Origin of the sequence: Paraburkholderia caffeinilytica (assembly GCF_046030355.1) — a bacterium.
In the GTDB taxonomy this organism is placed as follows: domain Bacteria; phylum Pseudomonadota; class Gammaproteobacteria; order Burkholderiales; family Burkholderiaceae; genus Paraburkholderia; species Paraburkholderia caffeinilytica_B.
The window spans coordinates 109,377-133,040 of record NZ_JAQQCQ010000013.1; the positions used below are offsets into that span (position 1 = coordinate 109,377).

Sequence of the window (23,664 nt, forward strand, 5' to 3'; positions counted from 1 at the left end):
TGAAGCACCACGTCGGCGCGCGCAGCGCCGACGGCCTGCACCTACTCAACGTCCCCAATCAAAGCCCGCCGCGCGGCAGCCCCTTCATTGCGCGAAGAAGCATAAAAACGCCGGGCTCGGCCAATCACAATCTTCAACATCGCAATCACCGGTACCGCCAGAAAAATCCCCGCCACGCCGCCGAGCTGATCGCCGGCCAGCAAGCCGACAATGACGAGAAACGGACTCACTTCGACCCCTTCGCTCATCAAATACGGATTCAGCACATAGTCCTGAAACAACCGGTACAACGCGATAAAAATCACCAGCCAAAGCAAATGCGCATAACCGCTAAAGACGGCCACCACAAGCGTAATGGCAACCGCACCTAGCGGCCCGGCGAACGGCACAAACTCCAGCAAGCCCGCGCTCACGGCCAGCAAAAACGCATACGGCACGCCAAGCAACGAGAAAACCGCGCCGTAACAGATCAACGTCGCGAGCGACAAAAACAGTAACGCCCGTACATACTTCGACAAGAGCACATTCAGATCCGTGACGATTCCGGACCACAACACGCGATGCCGATCCGTCAGTAAATCGAGAAACGCATCGCGCATCTGCGGACCTTCCTTGATCAGCAGGAAGCTCAAAATCGGCACCAGCACGAGATAAATCAGATTGCTGGCGGCATGCACCACGCCGAGGCCGACACTGCGCGCCATCGGCACGGCCTTGTCGGAACCGGTCTCGATCTGGCTGCGCACGAACTCCACGATCCTTTCCCGCAACGGCTCCAGAAAATGGGGCAACGGAAAACGATTGGGCACGTCGGACTTCATCAATTCAGGCAACTGCGCGAACAGACGCGTGGCCTGATCCTGCAGTTGCACGCCGAATAAAGAACTCGCCACCGCGATCACCGCGACGGCCACCACGAACACCAATGCGATCGATGCAACCCGCGGCACGCGGCGCGGCCGGAAGCGGTCGACGAAATCGACCATCGGATAGATCAGATAGCTGAAGAACACCGCGAATACGACCACCAGCAACGTGGACGACGCGGTATAGATAATGAACAGCAGCAGCGCGATCAGAAACGCGGTCCAGACTTTCCGGGCCGTGCAGATGTCGAATCCCAGCATGAACTTTCCTTGAACGGAGTGGCAAGCCATCGCCGGCCGCAGCCGGCGATGGCCTGACGCTTGCAGCCTGGTTACTTCTTCACGCGATCGCGGACCGCATCCGCCGCTTCTCCGACTTTCGACTGCACCTTGCCGGCCAGCTTTTCAGCCTCGCCTTCAACCTGGGTGGTGCGGTTGCCGGTGACTTTGCCGATCGCTTCCTTCACGGAGCCCTTGACCTGTTTCGCCGCACCTTCGACTCGATTCTTATCCATGACGATTTCCTTGAAAGGTTGAGTTGCACACAAACGGCACCGAGCGCGTCATGCCGGAATGGCCTGAGCGCATCCACACCTACACTCGACGCAGGATCTCATTGTCGAGATTCAAGGCATCCGCCGACAGGCGCGAATGCACTGGATCGTCTGGTGCATTTGAACCGCGCGTCACCGCGTCTGAGGCATTCGTTTCGACTCGAACCCACTCGCACCGCCTCGGCTCAAGCGAACCTCGGTAGCACGGTTCGTTCCCAACCGCGCATTTCTACAGGAAATGCAGGGAAAAATGCGTCTAGGCGGTCTTCGAGCCCTTACGGCGTGGCGCTTTGGCAGGCGTAAGGCCAAAGTGGCCGCGGTTCTGCGCCCACACAATCGCCTCGCCCCGGCTATGGACATCGAGCTTCGCGTAGATCGTGGCGACATGGTTGCGCACCGTGTTGGGCGCGAGCCCCAGTTCTCTGGCGATCTCCTTGTCCGCGAGACCGGCGCATAGACACGAGAACACTTCCCGCTCACGCGCGGTCAGATCGGCAAGATGGCCGCCTGCATCGGGCGCGTTCGCGCGCCGCACGTTGACGAGCTTCTCGATCAGCGTCTGGCTGAACCAGGAGGCGTCCTGCATGACGGTCTCGATCGCCGTCACCAGTTCCATTTCGGAGCGCTTGCGCTCGGTGATGTCGAGCAAGGTCATCAGCACGCAATCCTTGCCGTGAATGCTGACCGCTTCGGCCGACACGAGGCAGTTCAGCAGGTCGCCCGCGTGGTTGTTCACCTGGAATTCGACGTTGCGCAGGCTGCCCGACCCGCCGAGCGCCTCGCTGATCCGCGCGCAGGCGTCGCCGTTCCATAGGCCGCTCTGGTCGAGCGGCTTGCCCAGCAGCGCCTCGGAGGAAAAACCGGTGGTTTCGGTGAATGCGTCGTTGATATCGAGCGTCATGTAATCATCGGCGACGAACAGTGCGGTGGGCACCGGCGTCATCCGGAACGACTTGGCAAAGCGCTCCTCGCTCTGCCGCAGCGCGCTCTCGGCGCGTTTGCGCGGCTCGAGGTCCATGAAGGTGAACAGCATGCACGCTTCGTCGCCGATGTCGATCGGCTGGCCGGCCACCACCACGAACTTGTTGCCGCCTTCAGGCAAGCGCAGCAGCGCCTCCATCTGCGGAATGGTCGATCCTTCGCTGAGCCGTTCAATAGCGAGCTCGCGCTTCTCCGCGCCTTCGAAGACGTCGAGCTCGTACACCGAGCGGCCGATCACGTCCTCGCGCACATAACCGGTCATCTCCAGAAAGCCCTGATTGACCTTGATGTAGCGTTGATCGCTGAGGCGGCAGATCACCGCCGGCGCGGGGTTGGCATTGAAGGTCTTTTCGAAGCGCTGCTCGGCGCTCGCCCATTCGCTTGCGTCGTGCAGGATCAGCGCCAGACAGTCGGGTTCGCCGCGGGCATTGGTCAACACGAGGCTGCGCACGCGATGCACCCAGTTCACTTCGTCGTCGTGGGCCGGAAAGACCTCGACCACCACGTCGCTGAAGCACTCGCCCGCCACCACGCGTTCGATCGGATAGCTGCCCTCGGGCAACGGATGGTTATTGCGGTAACGCAGCCGGAAGCGCTCGCGATATTCGGTGACGTCCGCGCCAAGTTCCGCGACGTCGGCGATGCCGTGCATTTCCAGCGCGGCCTGATTCGCCCAGACGATGGTCTGGTCCGGCTCGACGAGGATCACGCCCTCGGTCAGCCCCGTGATGATCTGCTGCAACTGGCGGCGGTCGGTCTGCGTGCGCAGCACTTTGTCGTCGGCTGGCGGCAGGGTGTCGTCCGAATCCTTGTTTTGAACCGGCTGCGAGGGTGTTGCGGTCATTTGTTGTTGGCGCGCGGGGAGCGCGCGAGAGAGCCTGTCCAGACCGCAGGATGGCCCAAATCGCGCCGCTGTGCCAATAGCCTATGCACCAGGCGGTCTGGTGCACTTGCACCAGGTGCCGCCGAGCAGCCGGTCACGCGCGACCGCCGCCGCTTCAGGCAACGCTGCGGGCGCTGCTGGCGCTGCTGGCGCTGCTGGCGCTGCTGGCGCTGCTGGCGCTGCTGGCGCTGCTGGCGCTGCTGGCGCTGCTGGCGCTGCTGGCGCTGCTGGCGCTGCTGGCGCTGCTGGCGCTGGCAGTATCAGCCTTCCTCAACGCCCAACGCAACCAGCGGATGCGCTTCCCGCTTCCACGGCGACGCCAGAAAATGCCGGACGCGTTCCGGCCGCACTTCCGCAAGCGTCGCGGGCGCCCACCGGCTTTTGCGATCCTTATCGATCAACTGCGCCCTCACGCCTTCGCAGAAATCGCCTTCCTCGATCACCCGCTTGACGATGCCCAGTTCCATCCGGAAACACTCCGCCAAGGTCATCTGCCGCCCGCGCAGCAGCGCCTCGCGCGTGACATAAAGCATGGTGGGCGAATGTCCGACCATCGCGTCATAAGCAGACTGCAGCCACTGCTTCACCTCACGCGCGGGCTCGCGCGCAAGATCATGGCGCAACGTCGCGACGATCCGCTCGATGCTCGAACGCCGGTCGAAGTGCCGCAGGATCAGCTGGGTAAACGGCCCCAACGCGGCATGCGGCACGATGTTGCAAGGCGGCTCGAACACCCCGCGCAATGCCGCCATCAAGTCCCCCGCGTGCGACATGCGCTGCAGGCGCTCTTCGAATGTGCCAAGCCACTCGGCGGGCACGCACAGATCCGCCAGTTGCAGGCGCAAGGCGTCGGCGCCGGACAATGTCACGCCGGTGAGCCCGACATATAACGCGACCTCCGCCGGCATCACGCTCAGAAAACGCGTCGCGCCGACGTCGGGCAGGAAGCCGATACGCGTCTCCGGCATCGCGATCTTGCTGCGCTCCGTGACGATGCGCAGCCGCGCCGCCTGGCCGAGCCCCATGCCGCCGCCCATCGAGATACCGTCGAGCAAGGCGACCACCGGCTTTGGAAACTTGTGCAGCGCATAGTCCAGCCGGTATTCGTCGACGAAGAACGCCAGCCACCGGCTGTCGCCATTCTTTGCGAGCCGGTGCACCTCGCGCACGTCGCCGCCGGCGCAAAAGCCCCTGGCGCCCGCGCCTTTCAGCACGAGGGCAACGATGCCGTCATCGGTGCGGCAGTGTTCGACCAGCACGGCAAGCTCGCGCACCATCGCGTGCGATAGCGCATTAAGCGCGGCCGGCCGGTTCAGCGTGATGATCGCCACCCGGTTGACGACGCGAAACAGGATCTCGCGCTCCGCTTCGACGCTCGTATCGAGCGCGGCGCTCTGCACCGCGCTCATCGATGGTTCTCCTCTCCGGCGTTTGCGCCCTGCTCTGTCTGCGTCACCTGCCAGCGTGGCGCGCGTTTCTCGAGGAATGCATTGACGCCTTCGCGCTGGTCTGCGCCATCGAACAGATCGACAAAGCGCTCCCGCTCCACCGCCAAAGCCGCCGCACGCGGCACGCCATTACGGCCCTGATGAATCAGCGTCTTGCTGAAGCCGACCGCTTGCGGGCTCAAGGTCGCGACACGCGCCGCCATCGTCAGCGCGGCCTCGCGCGCGGCGCCCTTTTCCACCACTTCTTCGACGAGACCGATGCGCAATGCGGTCGCCGCGTCGACACGTTCGCCGGTCAGGATCATCCGTTTGGCCCAGCCTTCGCCGACCAGCCACGGCAGCGTCTGCGTGCCGCAGCCGCATGGCAGCAGGCCCACGGCCGTTTCGGGCAACGCCATCGACGCGTGTTGCTCGGCGATGCGGATGTCGCAGGCCAGCGCGCATTCGAGCCCGCCGCCCATCGCGTAGCCGTTGATCGCGGCGATCACCACCGGCCGCGCGTTCTGCAACGTTTCGAACGCCGCGCCGAAACGCGTCGCCGCCGTGCGCGCGACTTCGCGATTGCCGTCGGCGAAGGTGTTCAGGTCGGCGCCCGCGCTGAAGAACTTGGGGCCGTCGCCCGTGATGACGATGGCCCGCACGCGCGCTTCGCCGTTCAGACGCTCGACAGTCTGCTGCAACTGCAGCAAGCCGTCCGGCGTAAACGCGTTCGCGGGCGGCCGCTTGAGCGTCAACAGCGCGACGGCGCCGTCATGTGCATAGTCGAGTTCGATCATGACGCGTCTCCGTCCTTGCCTTCCTTACCTTCTTTACGATAAAGCTTGATCACCGCCGAAAAGTCCAGACGTCCCGCGCCCTTCGTGCTCATGGTCTGATAAAGCTGTTGAGCCAATGCGCCGAGATAGACCGGTTGACGCGCGAATTTCGCGGCGTCGGTGGCAAGACCCAGATCCTTCAACATCAGATCGGTGCCGAAGCCGCCGGTATAGCCACGCGTGGACGGCGCGGTTTCGATCACGCCGGGCATCGGGTTATACGTATCCGAACTCCAGCAGCGGCCCGTCGAGGTATTGATGATGCCGCCCAGCACCTTCGAGTCGATGCCGAGCGCCTCGCCCAACGACATCGCCTCGGCCACGCCCGCCATTGTGATGCCGAGTACGAGGTTGTTGCAGATCTTCGCGACTTGGCCGGTGCCGGTCTCGCCGCAATGCACGATGTTCTTGCCCATCGCCGACAACACTGGCTTGACCTGCTCGTACGCGCTCGCGCTGCCGCCGACCATGAAGGTCAGCGTGCCCGCCGCCGCCCCGCCGGTGCCGCCTGAAACGGGCGCGTCGACGAAGGTATTGCCGTGTTGCGCGGCCAGCTCGGCAAACGCCTTCACGCTTGCCGGGTCGATGGTGCTCGAATCGATGATCGTCACGCCTTTCGCGATGCCGGCGAAAACGCCGTCGTCCGCTGTCAACACGCTGCGCACGTGCGCCGCGGCGGGCAACATCGTCACCACACATTCCGCGTCGGTCACCGCGGCTTTCGGCGAACCCGTCGCCTTGGCGCCCGCGTCGACCAGCGCTTGCACGGCTTGCGCGTTGAGGTCGAATACGTTGACCGCATGGCCCGCCTTCAGCAGATTGAGCGCCATCGGCGCGCCCATGTTGCCGAGTCCGATAAAGCCTATTTTCATGGTGTTCTCTCCAATAGACCGAACGGCTCAGCGCAAGCTGATGGTGGTGTTGACGCCGTCATTGACGGTATCGTCGTCGAACCAGCGTGCGGTGACGGTTTTGGTCTGCGTGTAAAACTGCACGACCTGTTTGCCGTATGGCCCGAGGTCGCCGAGTTTCGAACCACGCGAACCGGTAAAACTGAAGAACGGCACGGGCACCGGAATCGGAATGTTGATGCCGACCTGACCGATATCGATCTCGCTCTGGAATTTGCGCGCCGCCGCGCCGCTTTGCGTGAAAAGACCCACGCCATTGCCGAACGGATTGCGATTGACGAGCGCGATCGCGTCATCGAGTGTAGCGACGGTCAGCACCACCAGCACCGGGCCGAAAATTTCCTGACGATAGATTTCCATCTCGGTCGTGACATCGGTGAAAACCGTCGGGCCGATGAAGTTGCCTTGCTCGTAACCCGGCACCTTCACGTCGCGGCCGTCGAGCGCCAGCGTTGCGCCCTCTTTCACGCCCGTTTCGATCAGGCCGAGAATGCGTTGCTTCGCGGCACGCGAGACAACCGGGCCAATGTCCGTATTCGGCTCGTTGCCCGCATTGACCTTCAGCGTCTTCGCCTTGGCGACCAGATCGGGCAACCATTGCTGCGCCGCGCCGACCAGCACTACCACCGAGGTCGCCATGCAACGTTGTCCCGCTGCACCGAAGCCTGCACCGGCCAGTGCATTCAAGGTCTGCTCGCGGTTCGCATCGGGCAGCACCACGGCGTGATTCTTTGCGCCCATCATCGACTGCACGCGCTTGCCATGTTCGCTGCCGAGGCGATAAACGTGCGTGCCCACCGCGGTCGAGCCGACGAATGAAATCGCCTTCACCAGATCGTGCGTGCAGAGCGCGTCGACCACCTCCTTGCCGCCGTGCACGACATTCAGCACGCCCTTCGGCACACCGGCTTCGAGCGCCAGTTCGACCAGTTGCATGGTCGACAGCGGGTCCTGCTCGGACGGCTTCAGCACGAAGGTATTGCCGCAGACGATCGCCATCGGGAACATCCACAGCGGAATCATCGCGGGGAAATTGAACGGCGTGATGCCGGCGCAGACGCCGATCGGCTGACGCAACGTGTAGGTGTCCACACCGCCCGCCACGTTCTCGGCGAATTCGCCCTGCTGCAAGGTGCCAATCGAGCAGGCGTGCTCGACGACTTCGAGTCCGCGGAAGATATCGCCTTCCGCGTCGGGGATCGTCTTGCCCTGCTCGGCGCTGAGGGTGCGAGCGATGCGCGGCGAATGCTCGCGAATCAACGCCTGGTACTTCAGCATGATGCGCATGCGCGCGCCGATCGGCGTGTCTTTCCACGTCTTGAACGCGGCGTGCGCGGAGCGGATCGCTTCGTTCACTTCGTCGGCGGTGGCGAACGGCACGCGGGCGAGCACCTCTTGCGTAGCCGGATTGACGATGTCACGCCATTCGGTGGTTTTGGATTCGACGAATTCGCCATTGATCAGCAATTTGACCGTGGCGGCCTTGTTCGAAGCAGTTGCGCTCATGCTGAAACTCCTGTGCAGTGGCCGCGTGGCGGCCGGACAGTGATGTGGAATAAAAAAAAATCAACGCAGATCCGGGAAGTCCTCTTCCCAATACTCGTCCGGCAGACGTGCGGGTTCGTCTGCGCGCTCCATTTCGCGGCGCCGTAGTTCGACGCGGCGGATCTTGCCGGAGATGGTTTTTGGCAGATCGCTGAATTGCAGGCGGCGAATCCGCTTGTACGGTGCGAGTTTTTCGCGCGAGAACGCGAAGACCGCGCGCGCGAGTTCGGGACTGGCTTCATAGCCCTGACGCACGGTGACGAACGCTTTGGGCACTGAGAGGCGCAGCGGGTCCGCACTCGGCACCACGGCTGCTTCGCCGATCGCTTCGTGTTCGATCAGCACGCTTTCGAGTTCGAACGGGCTCAACCGGTAGTCGGACGATTTGAAAACGTCATCGGCGCGGCCGACGTAGACGTAGTAGCCGTCATCGCGCCGCAACGCGACGTCGGAGGTGTGGTAGAACCCGTTGCGCATGGCTTGCGCGGTGGCGTTGGCGTTGTTCGCGTAGCCGGTCATCAAACCGAGCGGACGTTCGGCCAGCGGCAGCGAGATTTCGCCTTCGGTGACGGGTTGATCGTCCGCGTCGAGAAGCTCGATTTTGTAGCCCGGCAGCGGGCGGCCCATCGAACCCGGCACCACCGGCTGTCCCGGCGGGTTGCCGATCTGGCAGGTCGTTTCGGTCTGGCCAAAACCGTCGCGAATCGTGATACCCCACGCATGTTTGACGCGTTCGATAATCTCAGGATTCAACGGCTCACCCGCGCCGACGATCTCGCGCAGCTTCACCGGATAGTCGTTGAGATGTTCCTGCACAAGCATGCGCCACACAGTCGGCGGCGCGCACAGCGTGGTGACGTTGAAACGCACCAGCACGTCGAGCGTATCTTTCGGCACGAAGCGCGGGAAGTTGAAAACAAACACACAGGCCTGCGCATTCCACGGCGCGTAGAAGCAGCTCCATGCGTGCTTGGCCCAGCCCGGCGAACTGATATTCCAATGGATGTCGTTCGGTTGCAGGCCGATCCAGTACATGGTCGACAGATGCCCGATCGGGTAACTCTGGTGCGTATGCTCGACCAGCTTCGGTTTGGACGTGGTGCCCGAGGTGAAGTACAGCAGCAGCGGATCGGTGGCGTGCGTCACGCCTTCGGGAGTGAATTGCGGCGATGCGTCATAGGCTGCGGCAAGATCGATCCAGCCGTCGCGCGGCGTGCCGACGGAGATGCGCGTGAGCGGCATGTCGAGTGCATCGAACTTGGCGAGCTCCGCGCTATCGACCACCACGAACTGCGCACCGCCGATCTGCACGCGGTCGCGCACGTCGTCGGCGGAAAGCTGGGTGGTGGCCGGCAGCACGATTGCGCCGAGCTTCATGGCGGCGAGCATCACGTCCCAGAGTTCGACGCGGTTCGGCAGCATCAGCAGCAAGCGGTCGCCGCGCCCCACGCCGAGGCTGCGCAGGAAGTTCGCCATGCGCGACGAGCGCTCGGACATCTGCGCGTAGGACAGACGCAAGCCGTCGCTTGCGGGATCGTCGACGATCCACAGTGCCGGGTTGTCGTTATCGCGCGCGATCACGTCGAAGTAGTCGAGCGCCCAGTTGAACTGGCCTGGCGTCGGCCACGCGAATTCGCGGTAGGCGCGGTCGTAGTCGGTGCGGTGGCGCAATAACAGATCGCGCGCTTCGAGAAAGCCCTTCGCTGCAGTCATCGTCGTCTCCTGTGTCGACCTGAGTTAGCGTGTCGGCTGGAGTTGGCGCTTTAGCGCTTACTCCAGCCCCATAGTGCTTACTCAGGTCCCATGCTTCCGGCGCGGTATGCGCTCTGATTTTTGCCTGTGCCTTTGCCCTGCCGGCAAGCTATTTTGCGCTCAAAAGCCGTCTAACCTGCGTCTAAACGTGCCGTGCGATAACCATCCGCTGCACTTCGCTGGTTCCTTCGTAAATCTGCGTGATGCGGGCGTCGCGATAGTGCCGCTCCACCGCGTAGTCCTCGAGATAGCCGTAGCCCCCGTGAATCTGGATCGCGTTCGAACAGACCTCCTCAGCCAGTTCCGAGGCAAACAGCTTGGCCTGCGACGCCTCGGACAAACACGGCTTGCCCGCCGTACGCAAACGCGCCGCGTGATGCACAAGCAGACGCGCTGCATTCAAACGCGTCGCCATGTCGGCGAGCATGTTGGCGATGGTCTGGTGGTCCTTCAGCGCCTTGCCGAACTGCACGCGTTCGTTCGCGTAGCGGCGCGCGGCATCGAATGCGGCTCGCGCGATGCCGACCGCCTGCGCCGCAATACCGATGCGCCCGCCCTCGAGATTCGACAGCGCGATGCGCAGGCCTTCGCCCGGTTCGCCGAGCAGATTGGCTTCGGGCACCGCGCAATCGTCGAGCGAGATCGGGCAGGTATCCGAGGCGCGAATGCCCAGTTTGTGCTCAGGCTTACCGACGTTGAAGCCCGGCGTATCGGTCGGCACAATGAAGGCGGACAGGCCGCGCTTGCCGCGGTCGGGATCGGTGACGGCAAATACGATCGCGATGCTGGCGCGCGCGGCGTTCGTGACGAACTGCTTGTTGCCGTTGAGAATCCATTTGCCGTCGCGCAGCACTGCACGGGTGCGCAGATTGTTCGCCTCGGAGCCGGCCTGCGGCTCGGTCAGACTGAACGCGCCGATGCGTCGTCCGGTGGCGAGGTCTTGCAGATAGCGATCTTTTTGTGCGTCCGTGCCGAAGTTCAAAATCGGCCCGCAGCCGACCGAGTTGTGCACGCTCATCAGCGTGGCGCAAGCGGCGCAACCCGCGGCGATCTCTTCGAGCGCGAGCGCATAGGCCACGTAGTCGGTATAGGAGCCGCCCCACTCGGACGGCACGATCATGCCGAGAAAACCCAACTCGCCCATTTGCGTCACGACGTCCGCTGGCAGCTTCGCGTCGCGATCCCATTGTCCGGCGTGCGGCGCGAGGCGTTTGGTGGCGAAGTCGCGGGCGGCGTCGCGGATCATCCGCTGTTCGTCGGTGTAGAAGCTGTCCATGGCTCGATCCTGTTATGTGCATCGCGTCGCGGTGGCGAGGTGCGGCCTCGTCGTCCACGACTCATCGCGGGGATAACCGGTCTCGCCGTGGTGTCTCCGAGGCAAGCCGTCCCGCGATAGATTCAGGCCAAGTGTAGGGAAGCTGCTGGACAGGTTCGATGCTCAGCCCGATCATTCTGGCTGAGCGAATTTGCCATACCGGTATCATGCGGGATTGATTCAGGCCACGTTTTCAAAGGCTTAGCGGATCGCCACAAGGAAAATGTTGAGCGCGTTTGCCAGATGAGCATGAAAAACATGAAGAATGCCAGGAGCGACAGGGGCACGGTTTCCGTCAGTCTCGTCGAGGAGGCTCTCGCGTTGGCGCGGGCTCGCGGTTTCGAGGCGCTGCCGCTCGCCGAAGCCGCCGGCATCGCGGCAACAATGCTGGCGTCGCCGAAAAGCCGGGTCTCGTCGGCGCAGTACGGCGCGCTGTGGGCCGGTATCGCCCGCGCGCTGGACGACGAGTTCTTCGGTCAGGACTCGCACCGCATGAAGAGCGGCAGCTTCATCGCCATGACCCAGACCACGCTGACCGCGCGTAACGGCGCGCAGGCGCTCGCGCGGGCGGTCGGCTTCATGCGGCTCGTGCTGGACGATCTCGGCGCACAGATCGAGACGGATGCGCAGCGTGTGCGGTTGCGGTTCGTCGAGCGCGAAGGCGCGAAGCCGCCTGCCATGTTCGCTTATGCGACCTACTTCATCGTCGTGTACGGTCTGCTGTGCTGGCTGGTCGGGCGGCGCATTCCGCTGATCGAGGCGCGCTTTCGCTGCGCCGAACCGCCTGCCGCGCATGAATACCGCCTGATGTTCTGCGACGATATGACGTTCGATCAAGCCGAGTCGTACGTGGATCTGTCGCCGGCATTTCTCGACCTGCCGGTCATGCAGACGACCAAGTCAGCCAGGCCGTTCCTGCGCGATGCGCCAGGCAGTTTCATCGTCAAGTATCGCAATCCCGGCTCGCTTGCCGCGCGCGTGCGCAAGATGCTGCGCGCGCTGCCGATGGCCGGCTGGCCCGCCGCCGACCAGATGGCGCTGCGCCTGCACGTCGCGGAGGCCACCATGCGGCGGCGTTTGAAACAGGAAGGCTATACGTATCAGTCGATCAAGGACGACTTGCGGCGCGACATTGCAATCGGCGAACTGCAGGACACCGATCGCACGATCGCCGACATCGCCACCGCCGTGGGTTTTGCCGAGCCGAGCGCGTTTCATCGCGCGTTTCGCAAGTGGACCGGGATGCGGCCGACCGATTACCGGCCGGCGCGTGCGGATTTCACGCGGCGCACCGAATCGGACTAAGCTGTAAGGAGCAGGCCAGCCTTTTTGGGGTAGCGGCCCGCGCCGGCCGATACCCGTCGGCATGGCGCGGCAGCCGTCAGCGATGAGCACGTATCCGCGTCTCCCGTTCCGGCAGTCTGGTCCGCGCTTTGCGCTTATCCGTGGCAGAGTCGTGGGCCGGTTGATGCGCGGCATGACCGCGTTAGGCGTACTTTTGGCGCTTGGATTCGCGTTGTGCGAAAGCGCGCCGCGGTTTGGCGCCGCCGAGGCCGCCGTCGCGCCGGGTAGCGTTGTTGTGATCCCGGTGAACGGCGCGATCAGTCCGGCCAGCGCCGACTTCATCGTGCGCAGCCTGCAGCGCGCCGCCGACGAACGCGCGCAACTCGCCGTGCTGCAACTCGATACGCCCGGCGGACTGGATACGTCGATGCGGCAGATCATCAAGGCGATTCTCGGCTCGCCGGTGCCGGTCGCCACCTTTATCGCCCCGAGTGGCGCGCGGGCGGCGAGCGCCGGCACCTATATCGTCTACGCCAGCCATATTGCGGCGATGGCTCCGGGCACCAATCTTGGCGCGGCGACGCCGATCCAGATGGGCATCGGCGGTGCGGAGCCGCCTGCGGGCGGCGGCGGATTGCCTGGATTGCCCGGTACGGGGGCTGGGAGCGGCGCGCCAAAGAATGGATCCGGAGCGCCGGCCGCAGGGGATTCGGCGAACCCGGCTGCCCCAGCAAACTCAGCAAACTCGGTGACTCCGGCGAACGCAGGCAACTCTGCAAGCGCCCCCAACGCCCCCCTCCCGCTCGACACCCAATCCACCGAACTGCGCAAACAGGTCCACGACGCGGCCGCCTACATTCGCGGCCTCGCCCAAATGCGCGGACGCAACGCCGACTGGGCCGAACGCGCCGTGCGCGAAGCCGTCAGCCTGTCCGCCAGCGAAGCGCTCGCCCAGCACGTCGTAGATCTGAATGCACGCGACATTCCCGACCTATTGCGCCAGGTGGACGGCCGCACGATCAGCACCAGCCACGGCGACGTCAGGCTCAGCACCGCCAACGCACCCGTCGTCACCCTCGAAGCCGACTGGCGCAGCCAGTTCCTCGCGGTCATCACCGATCCGAACGTCGCGCTGGTGCTGTTGATGATCGGCATGTACGGCCTCTTCTTCGAGTTCGCCAATCCCGGCTTCGTGCTGCCGGGCGTGGTCGGCGCCATCAGTCTGCTGATGGGACTCTTCGCGATGCAGATGCTGCCGGTCAACTACGTCGGACTCGGCCTGATCTTTCTCGGCATCGCCTTCCTGATCGGCGAGGCGTTTCTGCCGACCTTCGGTTCGCTCGGCTTCGGCGGCGTCGTCGCGTTCGTGATCGGCGCGTTGATGCTGATCGATACCGACGTGCCCGGCTACGGCATTCCCCTGCCCCTGATCGCGGCCGTAACCGTGTTCAGTGTCGCGTTCGTGTTCGGGGTGTCGAGGCTCGCCCTGCGGGCGCGCCGCCGGCCCATAGTGACGGGCTCGGAAGGGCTGATCGGCAGTCTCGGCGTCGTGCTCGACGGCGGCCTTCTGCCGGACGGTGGCCTGCCGCAGGAAGACGCGGCAGCAGACACCATGGCAGGCGCGGCAGCGGGCGGCACGCTGGCCGGCTGGGCTCAGGTGCAGGGTGAACGCTGGCGGGTGTCCAGCACGGCTCCGGTCGCGGCCGGCCACGCGGTGCGCGTCACCGCGCGGCGCGGACTGACGCTGACCGTGGTGCCCGCGGAAGCACAACAACAAGGAGAACGCTCATGATCGGTTTCACATTCGGCTTTAGCAGCATTCTGATTCTGCTGGTGGCCGCCCTGATTGCTTCATCGATACGGATTTTTCGCGAGTACGAACGCGGCGTGGTGTTCATGCTCGGGCGCTTCTGGAAGGTCAAGGGGCCCGGCCTCGTTCTGATCATCCCGATCGTGCAGCAGGCCGTGCGCATGGATTTGCGCACCGTGGTATTCGACGTGCCGCCGCAGGACGTGATCACGCGCGACAACGTTTCAGTGAAGGTCAACGCGGTGGTGTATTTCCGCGTCGTCGATCCGGAGAAGGCCGTCATCCAGGTGGCGCGTTATTTCGAGGCGACCAGCCAGCTATCGCAAACCACGCTGCGCGCGGTGCTCGGCAAGCATGAACTCGATGAATTGCTGGCGGATCGCGAGCAGCTGAACGCCGATATCCAGAAGGTGCTCGACGCCCAGACCGACGCGTGGGGCATCAAGGTGTCGATCGTCGAGATCAAGCATGTTGACATCAACGAAACGATGATCCGCGCGATCGCCCGTCAGGCCGAAGCCGAGCGCGAACGCCGCGCCAAGGTGATTCATGCGGAAGGCGAGCTACAGGCCTCGCAGCATCTGCTGGAGGCCGCGCAGACGCTGTCGAGACAGCCGCAGGCCATGCAGTTGCGTTACCTGCAAACCCTCACGACGATCGCCGCCGACAAGAATTCGACGATCGTTTTTCCGCTGCCGATCGATCTGCTGAGCGCGGTGCTGGATCGCTTCAGCAAGCCGTCGGCGTCCTGAACCGGGGGAGCGCGCCGCTTCACTTTATCCCGCTTTGGATCACGGGGTGAAACGGTGCATTGTCTTCAATCGGCTTAATCGGAACGCCCGTGAAAATTAAAATCAGGGGGTTGTCTTTAACTGCTCCATAGGAGCCAATCATGAAAATCGTTTCTCTAGTTGGACTCGGCGCGCTGTTAGCCGCCGTGAGTATAAGCAGCGCGTTTGCGCAGACCTCGCGGTCTTACGACCCGTCGGCGCCGCTCACGCGCGCTCAGGTGAAGGCCGATCTGGCCGATTGGCGCGCCGCCGGCTACGATCCGCTCGACTGGATCAACTATCCGGATAACGCGCAACGCGCGGGCCGCGTCATCGCCGCGCGGCGAGCGCAGCAAATGGGTGGGAGCACGACGCAGTAATCAAGCCTCATTCTGGCCTTGAAACGGCAGGCCGGGCCGTCCGCGACTGCAAGGGTCGCAGGCGACGCCGGCCCCGGACGCGCTGTCCATCTCTGCGCAAATCACCTGCCGCACCCTTTTCCCCGCTTGCGCCTTCTACCCGCCTTTTCACGGCCGGCTTCTGCGTAACCCGTTCGATTCACGCCGCTGTGCGAGGCTTCGCTTTTCCCCGCGCCTCCGCAAACCCGCCCTTTCCCGCCATCACATCGCAAATTCGCTTGCCGCGCCGGCCTGTGCGCTGGCAAGGTATCATCTCGTCCCTTCGGCAAGCGCCGCAGTCACGCAAACCGGTCAGGCGCAGCCAATCGTGACTACAATCCGCCCGTAGGCCTGGCCGCGGGGCGCCGCGCCGGACGGCACAGCCGCCCGCCTGTTCACCACGAATCGCCCGTATCAACCACAAGAAACGCTTTTTGAACAACGAGAGACCCGCCTCATGGACTCCATAAAACGATACTTCGGCTTCGAAGCCGCCGGCACCAACCTGCGCACCGAGGTGCTCGCGGGGCTGACCACCTTCCTGACGATGGCCTACATCATCTTCGTCAACCCGGCGATTCTCGGCGACGCCGGCATGCCGAAGGACGCGGTGTTCGTCGCGACCTGCATCGTCGCCGCGCTGGCCTCGCTGATCATGGGGCTCTACGCCAACTACCCGATCGCGCTCGCGCCCGGCATGGGCCTGAATGCGTACTTCGCCTACACCGTCGTGAAAGGCATGGGCTTCACGTGGCAAGCCGCGCTTGGCGCGGTGTTCATCTCCGGCTGCCTGTTCCTGATCGTCACACTGTTTCGCGTGCGCGAAGTGATCGTCAACGGGATTCCGCACTCCATACGCATTGCCATTACCGGGGGCATCGGCCTCTTTCTCGCGATCATTTCGCTGAAATCGGCCGGTGTGGTGGTCGGCAATCCGGCCACGCTCGTCACGCTCGGCGACCTGCATAACCCGCATGTGATCCTCGCGGTGATCGGCTTCTTCGCCATCGTCACGCTCGACTATCTGCGGGTGCGCGGCGCAATCCTGATCGGCATTGTCGGCGTGACGGTGCTGAGCTTTTTCTTCGGCGGCAATCAGTTTCACGGCATCGTCTCCGCGCCGCCGTCGATTGCACCGACGCTGTTCCAGCTCGACATTCGCGGCGCGCTCTCCGGCGGCGTGCTGAACGTGATCCTAGTGTTTTTCCTCGTCGAACTGTTCGACGCGACCGGCACGCTGATGGGCGTGGCCAATCGCGCCGGGCTGCTGGTCGAGGGCAAGATGTTCCGGCTGAACCGCGCATTGCTGGCCGACAGTACGGCGATTCTGGCCGGCTCGATGCTGGGCACGTCGTCGACCACTGCGTATATCGAAAGCGCGTCGGGCGTGCAGGCCGGCGGCCGCACGGGTGTAACGGCGATCACCGTCGCCGTGCTGTTCCTCGCGGCGCTGTTTTTCGCGCCACTGGCGGGCGTGGTGCCCGGTTACGCGACGGCGCCGGCCCTGCTGTACGTGTCGTGCCTGATGCTGCGCGAAATGCTCGATCTGCCGTGGGACGACGCCACCGAAGTCGTACCGGCCGCCTTGACCGCACTGCTGATGCCGTTCACCTACTCGATCGCCAATGGCGTCGCGTTCGGATTCATCTCGTATGCCGGCCTGAAACTGCTGACCGGCCAGGCGCGCAAAGTGAAACTGGTGGTGTGGATCATCGCGGCGATTTTCCTGTTCCGCTATTTCTACCTCGGCAGCGAATAAGCGCGGCGGTACCTGAGGCGAAGGCACAGGGCAAGATGTGACGCCACACGGCATGGCGATGCGCTATGCAACGCCACGCAGCGCGTCACATCCTGAGGGAAAGCATCTGCGCTATCGTCGCGTTGTCTGATCACGGTTCGGTCTGGATCAACAATCATTTTATTGAAGGCGCCCGTTCCGGTCGGGCACCCTTTATCATCCGATGATTGAAAAAAACCAACGAACTGGTCACAGGAGTTCCCTGCATGTCCTACACCCACAACCGCGCCTCGGACCGTTACACGAGGCCGGCAATCTTCTTCCACTGGGCGATCTTTCTGTTGATCGCACTCGCTTATCTGGCAATCGAAATACGCGGGCCGAAAGGGTCTGAGAGCCGCGCATTCTGGAGCAGCGTGCATTTCTGGGCCGGCACCCTGGTGCTGGGATTGGCAGTATTGCGCCTGCTATGGCGACTGTGGGCCGGCACACCCGCGGAAATCGAAGGTAACCGGCTGCTCACGTTTCTGGCGCGCGCCGCACACCTCGCCCTGTACGTCTTTATCTTCGCGCAGCCGCTGCTCGGCATCCTGACGATCAATGCCGGCGGGCATCCGGTCAGGCTGGCGTGGATCAACCTGGACTACACGCTGATCGGCGCGGATCCGGTTGCACGGCCATTGCTCAAGACAGCGCATGAGTGGCTGGGCAATGCGTTTTACTGGGTGATCGGCTTGCACGCGCTTGCGGCGATTGCGCACCACGTGGTGTTCAAGGATCGGACGCTGCGGCGGATGGTTTGACCGGCGTCCAGTCTCCGGCGCATGCAGCGCCGGTGTTTGCGCTCAGGGTAGCCAGGCGCGGACTCGCTCAGTTGCGCCAGTTCGCCTCATAGAACCGCACGTAACCGCTCCTCAGCACCAGGCATTGCGCCCGCGTTTCCGATAGCAGACGCCGCGTGGCCGCTTCGATGCGAGACCGGTGCGCGTCGAATGCGCCGACCATGTCCTCCAGACGCGGCGATGCGGCGCCGAAGTGATCTTCCAGCGCCTCAGCGGTGATCATGCACTCCACCCTTTGCCCATCAACCATCGCCGGGAACGCCAAGGTAAGTTCGCGACCTGAATATTCAGGAGTTTCGTTCGGGAATAGGATCTGCATGGGAGTTCACCTGAGAAATTGGGTGCTGCGCATGGGTCGATTGGTACTGCGCACGCTGGTTGAGTCTGGTCGCACCGGCAGCGCGTTTTCCTCCTTGTCGAATGCACGCGGCGCGGGTCCGTCACCCCACGGATGCGGGGGCGCCGTACTTCGCGCCCCGCGGAGGTGATTTGATTCACTGTAGACGAGTTCGGGCGCGGCGCAAGTTTTCCTTTTTGTTTGCTTGATTTTGGTGCCTGCCGGGGTGTTTTGGGGCACTCGCGCGTTACTGCGCGACCGGTTTTCTCCGCGGTCATGGGGCTTTTGCGCGGGTCCCGTTTCGTCCTGTAATATCGGTATCAGGCTGCGGATGCATATGTTGCACTGCGGAACGCAACGGCGGGCAACGCACCCGCCGGGTCCGATAACCCGGAGACATGCTTTGAGCCATCGTCCTGCCACGCCGCCCACCATTGGGCGGCCAGATGTCATCGCGCAAGCTCATGCCCGCTCGCTCGAAGTCGGCCTGCGTGCGTCGGAAACGCCGGACTTTCATCCGCTGCGCCGCCTTGCGCTGCGTGAACTCGTCGATCGCAATCAGTCGCTCTATACCCACGCGCTCCCTGTCATGGAGACGTTGCACGCGCAGATCGTCGACACGCAAAGCATGGTGCTGCTCACCGACAGTCACGGCGTGATTCTCCACAGTCTCGGCGACAGCGACTTCGTCGAAAAAGCCAATCGCGTCGCGTTGTGTCCGGGCGTGTCATGGGCCGAAGCGGATCGCGGCACGAACGCGATCGGCACCGCCCTGATCGACGGGCAGCCGACCGTCGTGCACGCCGGCGAGCACTTCCTGCACGCGAACCGGATTCTCACCTGTTCCTGCGCGCCCATCGCGGATCCGTTCGGGCGCACCATCGGCGCACTCGACGTCAGCGGCGACACGCGCGGCTTCCACAAGCACACGCTCGCGCTCGTGCGGATGTCGGCGCAGATGATCGAAAATCATCTGTTCTCCAATCAATTCGTCGACGCCATTCGCATTCACTTTCACGCGCGCGCGGAATTCATCGGCACGCTGTACGAAGGACTCGCCGCGTTCGCGCCGGACGGCACCTTCCTGTCTGCGAATCGCAGCGCGCTGTTTCAATTCGGGCGGCCGCTCGCCGAGTTGCTACGACAACCGTTCGACGCGCTGTTCGGCACCGCCTTGGCCAGAGTGCTGCAGCAGATCGCCCGCGCGCCGGGCGAAAGTATCGAGTTGACGCTGCCGAGCGGCGTGCGCGTGGTCGCGCGCGGCGAATTTGCAGCCCCCCGCTACATTGCCTCGGCAGAAGGCTTTGCCGACGCAACGCGTACGGCCACGTCCAACGTCACGCGTGCTGCGGCTCAGCTCTGCGAGGCGGCGCCACTCGCCACACTCGAAACGCTCGATACCGGCGATGCAACGGTGTCCGCGATCCTGCGCAGAGTCGCCAAGCTGCGCGGACGCGATATTCCGATTCTCGTACTCGGCAAAACCGGCACCGGCAAGGAGTGGCTAGCTCGTGCGATCCACCACGATTCGCCGCGGCGGGCCGCGCCCTTCATCGCGCTGAATTGCGCATCGTTACCCGATACGCTGATCGAAGCGGAGTTGTTCGGTTATGAGGACGGCGCGTTCACCGGCGCAAAGAAACGCGGCAGTGTCGGCAAGATCGTGCAGGCCGACGGCGGTACGCTTTTTCTCGATGAGATCGGCGATATGCCGCTCGCCCAGCAAGTGCGGCTGATGCGCGTGCTGCAGGAGCGCACCGTTGTGCCGCTTGGCGGCACGCGGGCGATTCCGGTCGATCTGCGCGTCGTCTGCGCGACCCACCGCGATCTGCGCGCGATGATCGAAGCCGGCACCTTCCGCGAAGACCTGTATTACCGGATCAACGGTCTGGTCGTCACCTTGCCGGCGCTGCGCGAGCGCAGCGATCTGGCGGCGCTAGTCGAGCGCATGCTGGCATTGCAGCCGGATGGCGAGCGGTTACCGCGCCGCGTATCCGATGAAGTGCTGGAACGGTTTGCGCAATGCCGCTGGCCGGGCAATCTGCGGCAATTGGCTAACGTGCTGCGCACGGCAAGCATCATGGCCGAAGGCACGGCGCAGATCGAACTCGAGGATTTGCCGGAAGATTTTCTGCAGGACTGCGCGGATGCGGCGGTCAACGTAAACATCCAGCCGGCCGTGGGGCGTTCGAGCAACGGCGATGGCGGTAACGGGCGCGAAAAACCGGTCGCGCCTCGGGAGGATGCGTCGCCCGCACGAATGGAAGACTGGCAGGCCGCGCTGATTGCGCGAACGCTCGCGCGACTCGACGGGAATGTGTCGGCGGCGGCACGCGAGTTGGGGCTTGCGCGAAATACGGTGTACCGGTATTTGCGGCGCGGGGACACGACGCATTGACATAGCCGGTCAACCGGATACCTGCTTCGCTTTCGGCAACGGGTACCCGAAGAGCGCGGGTACGCTCTATCGCTCATCGGATACCTGCCACACGAGTTGAAGCAGCCAAGCCAGAACGGCGAAAACGTGCAGGGTTGCTCGAAGATTCGAGGACTGCCTGACGCTTTCCGAAATTACCCAATGGCTGTCAGTAAAACAGTCCTCATCTTCCATCGTTTTAAATGGGCGTGTCGGCGGCGTGTCCTTCTGTCAAATTGTATTTCGGCAGGAAGATCGGGCTGCCGCTTCCGAACGATTCAGCTAACGCATCGAGCAGACGCGCTTTTTCTGGTGGAAGGGCATCCACGATAACCAGACCCGCCGTCGAAGCCGCCTCGAACTTCATGCTGCCGTCCAGCAACGCCCAGATCACCGCCTCCGAGGCGATCACCGCAACATCGCGTTGTTCTGGGTCGTCGGCACTCACCTCGGGGGACATCCGGCACAACGTCAGGATCGAATCCGTCCGCCGTCGCATGGAAAAATCCCCACGTACCGCTTTCTATCGGGCAGATTGCAACACACCCTCGGGTTGGGAAGTCGACTTTCCAAATCAGGCAAGTGACCGGCTGATACGTGTAAAGTGTGGCGCAATCCGTCACCCGTTCACACGATGTCCGACTCCACCCGCTCGCCTCTCGTTCGCGTCGAACCGCTCGGACAAAGTTTCGAAGCACCCGATTCGCTCACGATCCTCGAAGCCGCCGGCTTTGCGAATCTGCGTCTGCCGCGCTCGTGCCGCAACGGCACCTGCCGCACATGCCTATGCAAAATGACGGCGGGACGCGTGCGCTACACGATCGAATGGCCAGGTTTGAGTCGCGAAGAAAAAGCGGAGGGCTATAGCCTGCCATGCGTGGCGATCGCGGAAACCGACGTGGTGATCGAAGCGCCGGAGGCGGTTGAACTTCCGCCGCCCGGCGCATAACTTCGCATTCAGCCTTAGCGGCCGTTGCCCATTGCCCGGGCGATTTTCTTGTCGGTGTTGTACTGGCTCAATGCATACACGGACCAGATCGCGGCCGGAATCCAGCCGATCAGCGTGATCTGCAAGATCAGGCAGATGATGCCGGCAAATGGCCGGCCGATCGTAAAGAACTGAAACCACGGCAGAATGATGGCAAGCAATAGACGCATTCAGATTTCCTGTTTGTATTGACACGGCGATACACGATCTTCGCACGCGATCGCTGAACGAGGCCGCCTAATTGACCGGTGCGAAACGCGGCACCTTGACGCCGTCGACTTCGACCAGCTCGAAAAACACCGAAGCCGGACGCGTCCAGATCGTATCATTGGCCGCCTTGTAGACGATCATCGTGACTGTCGGATCGGACTCCAGCGTCGCCTCGCAAACCAGTTCGTAGATGCCGCCTTTGTAGTGTCGATAACGCACCATCCAACGCCTCCTGTGGGGATCAACGGATTTCTTTATAAACGGACCGGCATCCCCGAAAGCCGGGCACGCGGTTCTGTTGCGACCGTCATTGTAATCGCGTGCCGCCGCGCGAAAAATCACTGACGCGGGCTTGCGCTGTCGCTATCGACAGTCGCGACACATGACTGCCGAACAGTGAAACACCCTGGCGTTCAAAGAAACCAGCGGTATTCCCGCGCGTTCACCTCGTCCATGAAATCCAGATGGTCCTGCCGTTTGTTCTCGCAGTAGACCATGACGAACTCTTCGCCCATTCCCTCGCGCACCACCGGATGATTCTGCATCGCGGCGACGGCCGCGAGCATGTCTTTCGGGAAGTCGATTCCGCTCCCGCGGTCCTCATTGAGCGGCGCGATGGGCTCGCGAGCGGCATCCAGACCGTGTTCCATGCTGGTGAGGATAGCGGCCAGCACAAGGTAGGGGTTCGCATCGGCGCCCGCCACGCGATGTTCGATGCGCAGGTTGCGATCATCCGATTCGGGAATGCGAATGCAGGCGTCGCGGTCTTCGAAGCCCCAACTGCCACGGCTGGCGGCATTCGCTTTCCAGCCGTAGCGGCGAAAAGCGTTGTGATTGGCCGCGAACACCGGCATGCAATGCGGCAGCAGCGCGAGGCACCCGGCCACGGCATGGCGCAGCGGCCGCCTGCCGTCCATGGCCAGCAGGTTGTTGCCGGCCTCGTCGTAAAGACTGACGTGCACATGCATGCCGCTGCCCGGCGCCTGCAGATAAGGCTTGCTCATAAAGCTGGCGCGGTAGCCGTGTTTCATCGCCACGCCGCGCGTACTGCGGCAGAACAAGGCGGCCCAGTCCGCGGCGCGCAGACCATCGTCGTTGTGGCCAAAGTTGATCTCGAACTGCCCCGGTCCCAGTTCAGCGGTGATCACGGTGGCATCGACACCCTGCTCGCGCGTGGCTTCGACCATTTCGTTGAGTACGCCGGAGAATCGCGACAATCGCTCGATATGCATGTTCGGCTGATCGTCCCTGTCGTCACAGAACGGATCGCGTGGGAACTGCGGCAGACCGTCGGCGAGTCTGGCGTCGAACAGATAAAACTCGAGTTCGAAGGCCACGACCGGGCGAATGCCGCGCCGTTCGAAGCGCTTCAGCACGCGCGCCAGGACCTCGCGCGGTTCGAACTCGATGGGCGCCTCCGTGCCGTCCGAACTGATCAACATCTGCCCCAACGGCTGACTTTCCCATCGCACGGGCTTGAGGGTGCCGGCAATCAGGCGGCGCACGGCATCCGGATCGCCGTCGTTGAAGCAATAGTCGCCGATCGGGTACAAGCCGCCTTGCGCGCCCAGCAGGATGCAGTTCTGCGGCAGCTTAAGGAGGCTGCCGGCGGCGACTTTCTCGAGCATGTCCACGGGGTATCGCTTGCCGTAGAAGTGCCCGGGGATATCCAGGCAAATGAGGTCGACGTAGCGCACCTCGGGACAGGCCGCACGGAAAGCCCGCACTTCGCTGAGCAGATCGGCGCTGGGGGAAGTCATGGTGTTGTCCTTCTCACGCAATAGGTGATGATTGAGATTCA

At 63.3% G+C, this 23,664-nt stretch carries 22 protein-coding genes; 8 read left to right on the forward strand and 14 right to left on the reverse strand.

The features are described from left to right. Positions 1-41 precede the first annotated feature (41 nt). From PQQ95_RS20275 to PQQ95_RS20315, 9 genes are all read right to left on the reverse strand, one after another. Positions 42-1,127 carry an AI-2E family transporter gene (locus tag PQQ95_RS20275; protein WP_408439792.1) on the reverse strand — a complete coding sequence of 362 codons (1,086 nt, stop codon included), beginning with the start codon at positions 1,125-1,127 and terminating at the stop codon, positions 42-44. Between the two features lie 71 nt (positions 1,128-1,198). Then, the gene (locus PQQ95_RS20280; RefSeq protein ID WP_408439794.1) at positions 1,199-1,381 is read right to left on the reverse strand and encodes a CsbD family protein; all 183 of its coding nucleotides are present in this window, start codon (positions 1,379-1,381) and stop codon (positions 1,199-1,201) included. Positions 1,382-1,676: 295 nt separating this feature from the next. Continuing rightward, complete coding sequence (locus PQQ95_RS20285) at positions 1,677-3,245, reverse strand: PAS domain S-box protein (protein WP_408439796.1); 1,569 nt, start codon at positions 3,243-3,245, stop codon at positions 1,677-1,679. Between the two features lie 299 nt (positions 3,246-3,544). Beyond that, positions 3,545-4,693 carry an enoyl-CoA hydratase/isomerase family protein gene (locus PQQ95_RS20290; RefSeq protein ID WP_408439799.1) on the reverse strand — a complete coding sequence of 383 codons (1,149 nt, stop codon included), beginning with the start codon at positions 4,691-4,693 and terminating at the stop codon, positions 3,545-3,547. Next, the gene (locus tag PQQ95_RS20295; protein WP_408439802.1) at positions 4,690-5,508 is read right to left on the reverse strand and encodes an enoyl-CoA hydratase; all 819 of its coding nucleotides are present in this window, start codon (positions 5,506-5,508) and stop codon (positions 4,690-4,692) included. The genes PQQ95_RS20290 and PQQ95_RS20295 overlap by 4 nt, the downstream gene beginning before the upstream one ends. Further along, positions 5,505-6,419: a 3-hydroxyisobutyrate dehydrogenase gene (mmsB, locus tag PQQ95_RS20300; protein ID WP_408439805.1), complete on the reverse strand. Its 915-nt coding sequence runs from the start codon at positions 6,417-6,419 to the stop codon at positions 5,505-5,507. The genes PQQ95_RS20295 and mmsB overlap by 4 nt, the downstream gene beginning before the upstream one ends. Before the next feature lie 27 nt (positions 6,420-6,446). After that, the gene (locus tag PQQ95_RS20305) at positions 6,447-7,964 is read right to left on the reverse strand and encodes a CoA-acylating methylmalonate-semialdehyde dehydrogenase (RefSeq protein WP_408439807.1); all 1,518 of its coding nucleotides are present in this window, start codon (positions 7,962-7,964) and stop codon (positions 6,447-6,449) included. Between the two features lie 60 nt (positions 7,965-8,024). Next, a complete protein-coding gene (locus tag PQQ95_RS20310) occupies positions 8,025-9,716 on the reverse strand; it encodes an AMP-binding protein (protein WP_408439810.1) in 1,692 nt (563 codons plus the stop codon). A gap of 181 nt (positions 9,717-9,897) precedes the next feature. Then, complete coding sequence (locus PQQ95_RS20315; RefSeq protein WP_408439813.1) at positions 9,898-11,031, reverse strand: acyl-CoA dehydrogenase family protein; 1,134 nt, start codon at positions 11,029-11,031, stop codon at positions 9,898-9,900. A gap of 297 nt (positions 11,032-11,328) precedes the next feature. On the opposite strand from PQQ95_RS20315, the gene PQQ95_RS20320 reads away from it, so the two are divergent. From PQQ95_RS20320 to PQQ95_RS20345, 6 genes are all read left to right on the forward strand, one after another. Next, positions 11,329-12,375 (forward strand): AraC family transcriptional regulator, encoded by a 1,047-nt coding sequence (locus PQQ95_RS20320; RefSeq protein ID WP_408439815.1) that lies wholly within the window; start codon positions 11,329-11,331, stop codon positions 12,373-12,375. An 82-nt stretch (positions 12,376-12,457) separates the two neighbouring features. Continuing rightward, a complete protein-coding gene (locus tag PQQ95_RS20325; protein WP_408439818.1) occupies positions 12,458-14,146 on the forward strand; it encodes an NfeD family protein in 1,689 nt (562 codons plus the stop codon). Next, the gene (locus PQQ95_RS20330) at positions 14,143-14,916 is read left to right on the forward strand and encodes a slipin family protein (RefSeq protein ID WP_408439821.1); all 774 of its coding nucleotides are present in this window, start codon (positions 14,143-14,145) and stop codon (positions 14,914-14,916) included. Before PQQ95_RS20325 ends, PQQ95_RS20330 begins: the two co-directional genes overlap by 4 nt. A 140-nt stretch (positions 14,917-15,056) precedes the next feature. Next, complete coding sequence (locus PQQ95_RS20335; RefSeq protein ID WP_408439823.1) at positions 15,057-15,314, forward strand: DUF4148 domain-containing protein; 258 nt, start codon at positions 15,057-15,059, stop codon at positions 15,312-15,314. 475 nt (positions 15,315-15,789) lie between these two features. Next, positions 15,790-17,091, forward strand: a complete 1,302-nt coding sequence (locus PQQ95_RS20340; RefSeq protein WP_169484647.1) for an NCS2 family permease — start codon at positions 15,790-15,792, stop codon at positions 17,089-17,091. Between the two features lie 245 nt (positions 17,092-17,336). Continuing rightward, entirely contained in the window at positions 17,337-17,873 is a 537-nt protein-coding gene (locus PQQ95_RS20345) for a cytochrome b (protein WP_408439826.1), read from the forward strand. A gap of 67 nt (positions 17,874-17,940) precedes the next feature. Here PQQ95_RS20345 and PQQ95_RS20350 read toward each other — a convergent pair whose 3' ends face one another. Further along, entirely contained in the window at positions 17,941-18,231 is a 291-nt protein-coding gene (locus tag PQQ95_RS20350) for a DUF1488 family protein (protein ID WP_408439828.1), read from the reverse strand. Positions 18,232-18,652: 421 nt separating this feature from the next. Here PQQ95_RS20350 and PQQ95_RS20355 point away from each other — a divergent pair, with 421 nt between their 5' ends. Then, positions 18,653-20,647 carry a sigma-54-dependent Fis family transcriptional regulator gene (locus PQQ95_RS20355; RefSeq protein WP_408439831.1) on the forward strand — a complete coding sequence of 665 codons (1,995 nt, stop codon included), beginning with the start codon at positions 18,653-18,655 and terminating at the stop codon, positions 20,645-20,647. Between the two features lie 217 nt (positions 20,648-20,864). Here the strand turns inward: PQQ95_RS20355 and PQQ95_RS20360 are convergent, their stop codons facing one another. Further along, positions 20,865-21,113 (reverse strand): hypothetical protein, encoded by a 249-nt coding sequence (locus PQQ95_RS20360; protein ID WP_408439833.1) that lies wholly within the window; start codon positions 21,111-21,113, stop codon positions 20,865-20,867. A gap of 186 nt (positions 21,114-21,299) precedes the next feature. On the opposite strand from PQQ95_RS20360, the gene PQQ95_RS20365 reads away from it, so the two are divergent. Further along, positions 21,300-21,614 carry a 2Fe-2S iron-sulfur cluster-binding protein gene (locus PQQ95_RS20365; protein WP_408439836.1) on the forward strand — a complete coding sequence of 105 codons (315 nt, stop codon included), beginning with the start codon at positions 21,300-21,302 and terminating at the stop codon, positions 21,612-21,614. Between the two features lie 14 nt (positions 21,615-21,628). On the opposite strand, the gene PQQ95_RS20370 is transcribed toward PQQ95_RS20365, so the two are convergent. The 3 genes from PQQ95_RS20370 to PQQ95_RS20380 form a co-directional block, all read right to left on the reverse strand. Beyond that, on the reverse strand, positions 21,629-21,823 hold the full coding sequence (locus PQQ95_RS20370) for a YqaE/Pmp3 family membrane protein (RefSeq protein ID WP_028194701.1): 195 nt from the start codon (positions 21,821-21,823) through the stop codon (positions 21,629-21,631). A gap of 67 nt (positions 21,824-21,890) precedes the next feature. After that, a complete protein-coding gene (locus PQQ95_RS20375; protein ID WP_408439838.1) occupies positions 21,891-22,085 on the reverse strand; it encodes a DUF1653 domain-containing protein in 195 nt (64 codons plus the stop codon). A 191-nt stretch (positions 22,086-22,276) separates the two neighbouring features. Then, a complete protein-coding gene (locus tag PQQ95_RS20380) occupies positions 22,277-23,623 on the reverse strand; it encodes a glutamine synthetase family protein (protein WP_408439841.1) in 1,347 nt (448 codons plus the stop codon). Positions 23,624-23,664: the final 41 nt, after the last annotated feature.

What these genes read in the sequence shown, in the direction of transcription:
- PQQ95_RS20275 (WP_408439792.1), bottom strand. Translation starts at nt 1,127, where the DNA reads ATGCTGGGATTCGACATCTGCACGGCCCGGAAAGTCTGGACCGCGTTT.
- PQQ95_RS20330 (WP_408439821.1), top strand. Translation starts at nt 14,143, where the DNA reads ATGATCGGTTTCACATTCGGCTTTAGCAGCATTCTGATTCTGCTGGTG.
- PQQ95_RS20380 (WP_408439841.1), bottom strand. Translation starts at nt 23,623, where the DNA reads ATGACTTCCCCCAGCGCCGATCTGCTCAGCGAAGTGCGGGCTTTCCGT.
- PQQ95_RS20310 (WP_408439810.1), bottom strand. Translation starts at nt 9,716, where the DNA reads ATGACTGCAGCGAAGGGCTTTCTCGAAGCGCGCGATCTGTTATTGCGC.
- PQQ95_RS20285 (WP_408439796.1), bottom strand. Translation starts at nt 3,245, where the DNA reads ATGACCGCAACACCCTCGCAGCCGGTTCAAAACAAGGATTCGGACGAC.
- PQQ95_RS20280 (WP_408439794.1), bottom strand. Translation starts at nt 1,381, where the DNA reads ATGGATAAGAATCGAGTCGAAGGTGCGGCGAAACAGGTCAAGGGCTCC.
- PQQ95_RS20375 (WP_408439838.1), bottom strand. Translation starts at nt 22,085, where the DNA reads ATGGTGCGTTATCGACACTACAAAGGCGGCATCTACGAACTGGTTTGC.
- PQQ95_RS20370 (WP_028194701.1), bottom strand. Translation starts at nt 21,823, where the DNA reads ATGCGTCTATTGCTTGCCATCATTCTGCCGTGGTTTCAGTTCTTTACG.
- mmsB (WP_408439805.1), bottom strand. Translation starts at nt 6,419, where the DNA reads ATGAAAATAGGCTTTATCGGACTCGGCAACATGGGCGCGCCGATGGCG.
- PQQ95_RS20345 (WP_408439826.1), top strand. Translation starts at nt 17,337, where the DNA reads ATGTCCTACACCCACAACCGCGCCTCGGACCGTTACACGAGGCCGGCA.
- PQQ95_RS20325 (WP_408439818.1), top strand. Translation starts at nt 12,458, where the DNA reads ATGAGCACGTATCCGCGTCTCCCGTTCCGGCAGTCTGGTCCGCGCTTT.
- PQQ95_RS20365 (WP_408439836.1), top strand. Translation starts at nt 21,300, where the DNA reads ATGTCCGACTCCACCCGCTCGCCTCTCGTTCGCGTCGAACCGCTCGGA.
- PQQ95_RS20295 (WP_408439802.1), bottom strand. Translation starts at nt 5,508, where the DNA reads ATGATCGAACTCGACTATGCACATGACGGCGCCGTCGCGCTGTTGACG.
- PQQ95_RS20320 (WP_408439815.1), top strand. Translation starts at nt 11,329, where the DNA reads ATGAAGAATGCCAGGAGCGACAGGGGCACGGTTTCCGTCAGTCTCGTC.
- PQQ95_RS20340 (WP_169484647.1), top strand. Translation starts at nt 15,790, where the DNA reads ATGGACTCCATAAAACGATACTTCGGCTTCGAAGCCGCCGGCACCAAC.
- PQQ95_RS20290 (WP_408439799.1), bottom strand. Translation starts at nt 4,693, where the DNA reads ATGAGCGCGGTGCAGAGCGCCGCGCTCGATACGAGCGTCGAAGCGGAG.
- PQQ95_RS20305 (WP_408439807.1), bottom strand. Translation starts at nt 7,964, where the DNA reads ATGAGCGCAACTGCTTCGAACAAGGCCGCCACGGTCAAATTGCTGATC.
- PQQ95_RS20335 (WP_408439823.1), top strand. Translation starts at nt 15,057, where the DNA reads ATGAAAATCGTTTCTCTAGTTGGACTCGGCGCGCTGTTAGCCGCCGTG.
- PQQ95_RS20315 (WP_408439813.1), bottom strand. Translation starts at nt 11,031, where the DNA reads ATGGACAGCTTCTACACCGACGAACAGCGGATGATCCGCGACGCCGCC.
- PQQ95_RS20350 (WP_408439828.1), bottom strand. Translation starts at nt 18,231, where the DNA reads ATGCAGATCCTATTCCCGAACGAAACTCCTGAATATTCAGGTCGCGAA.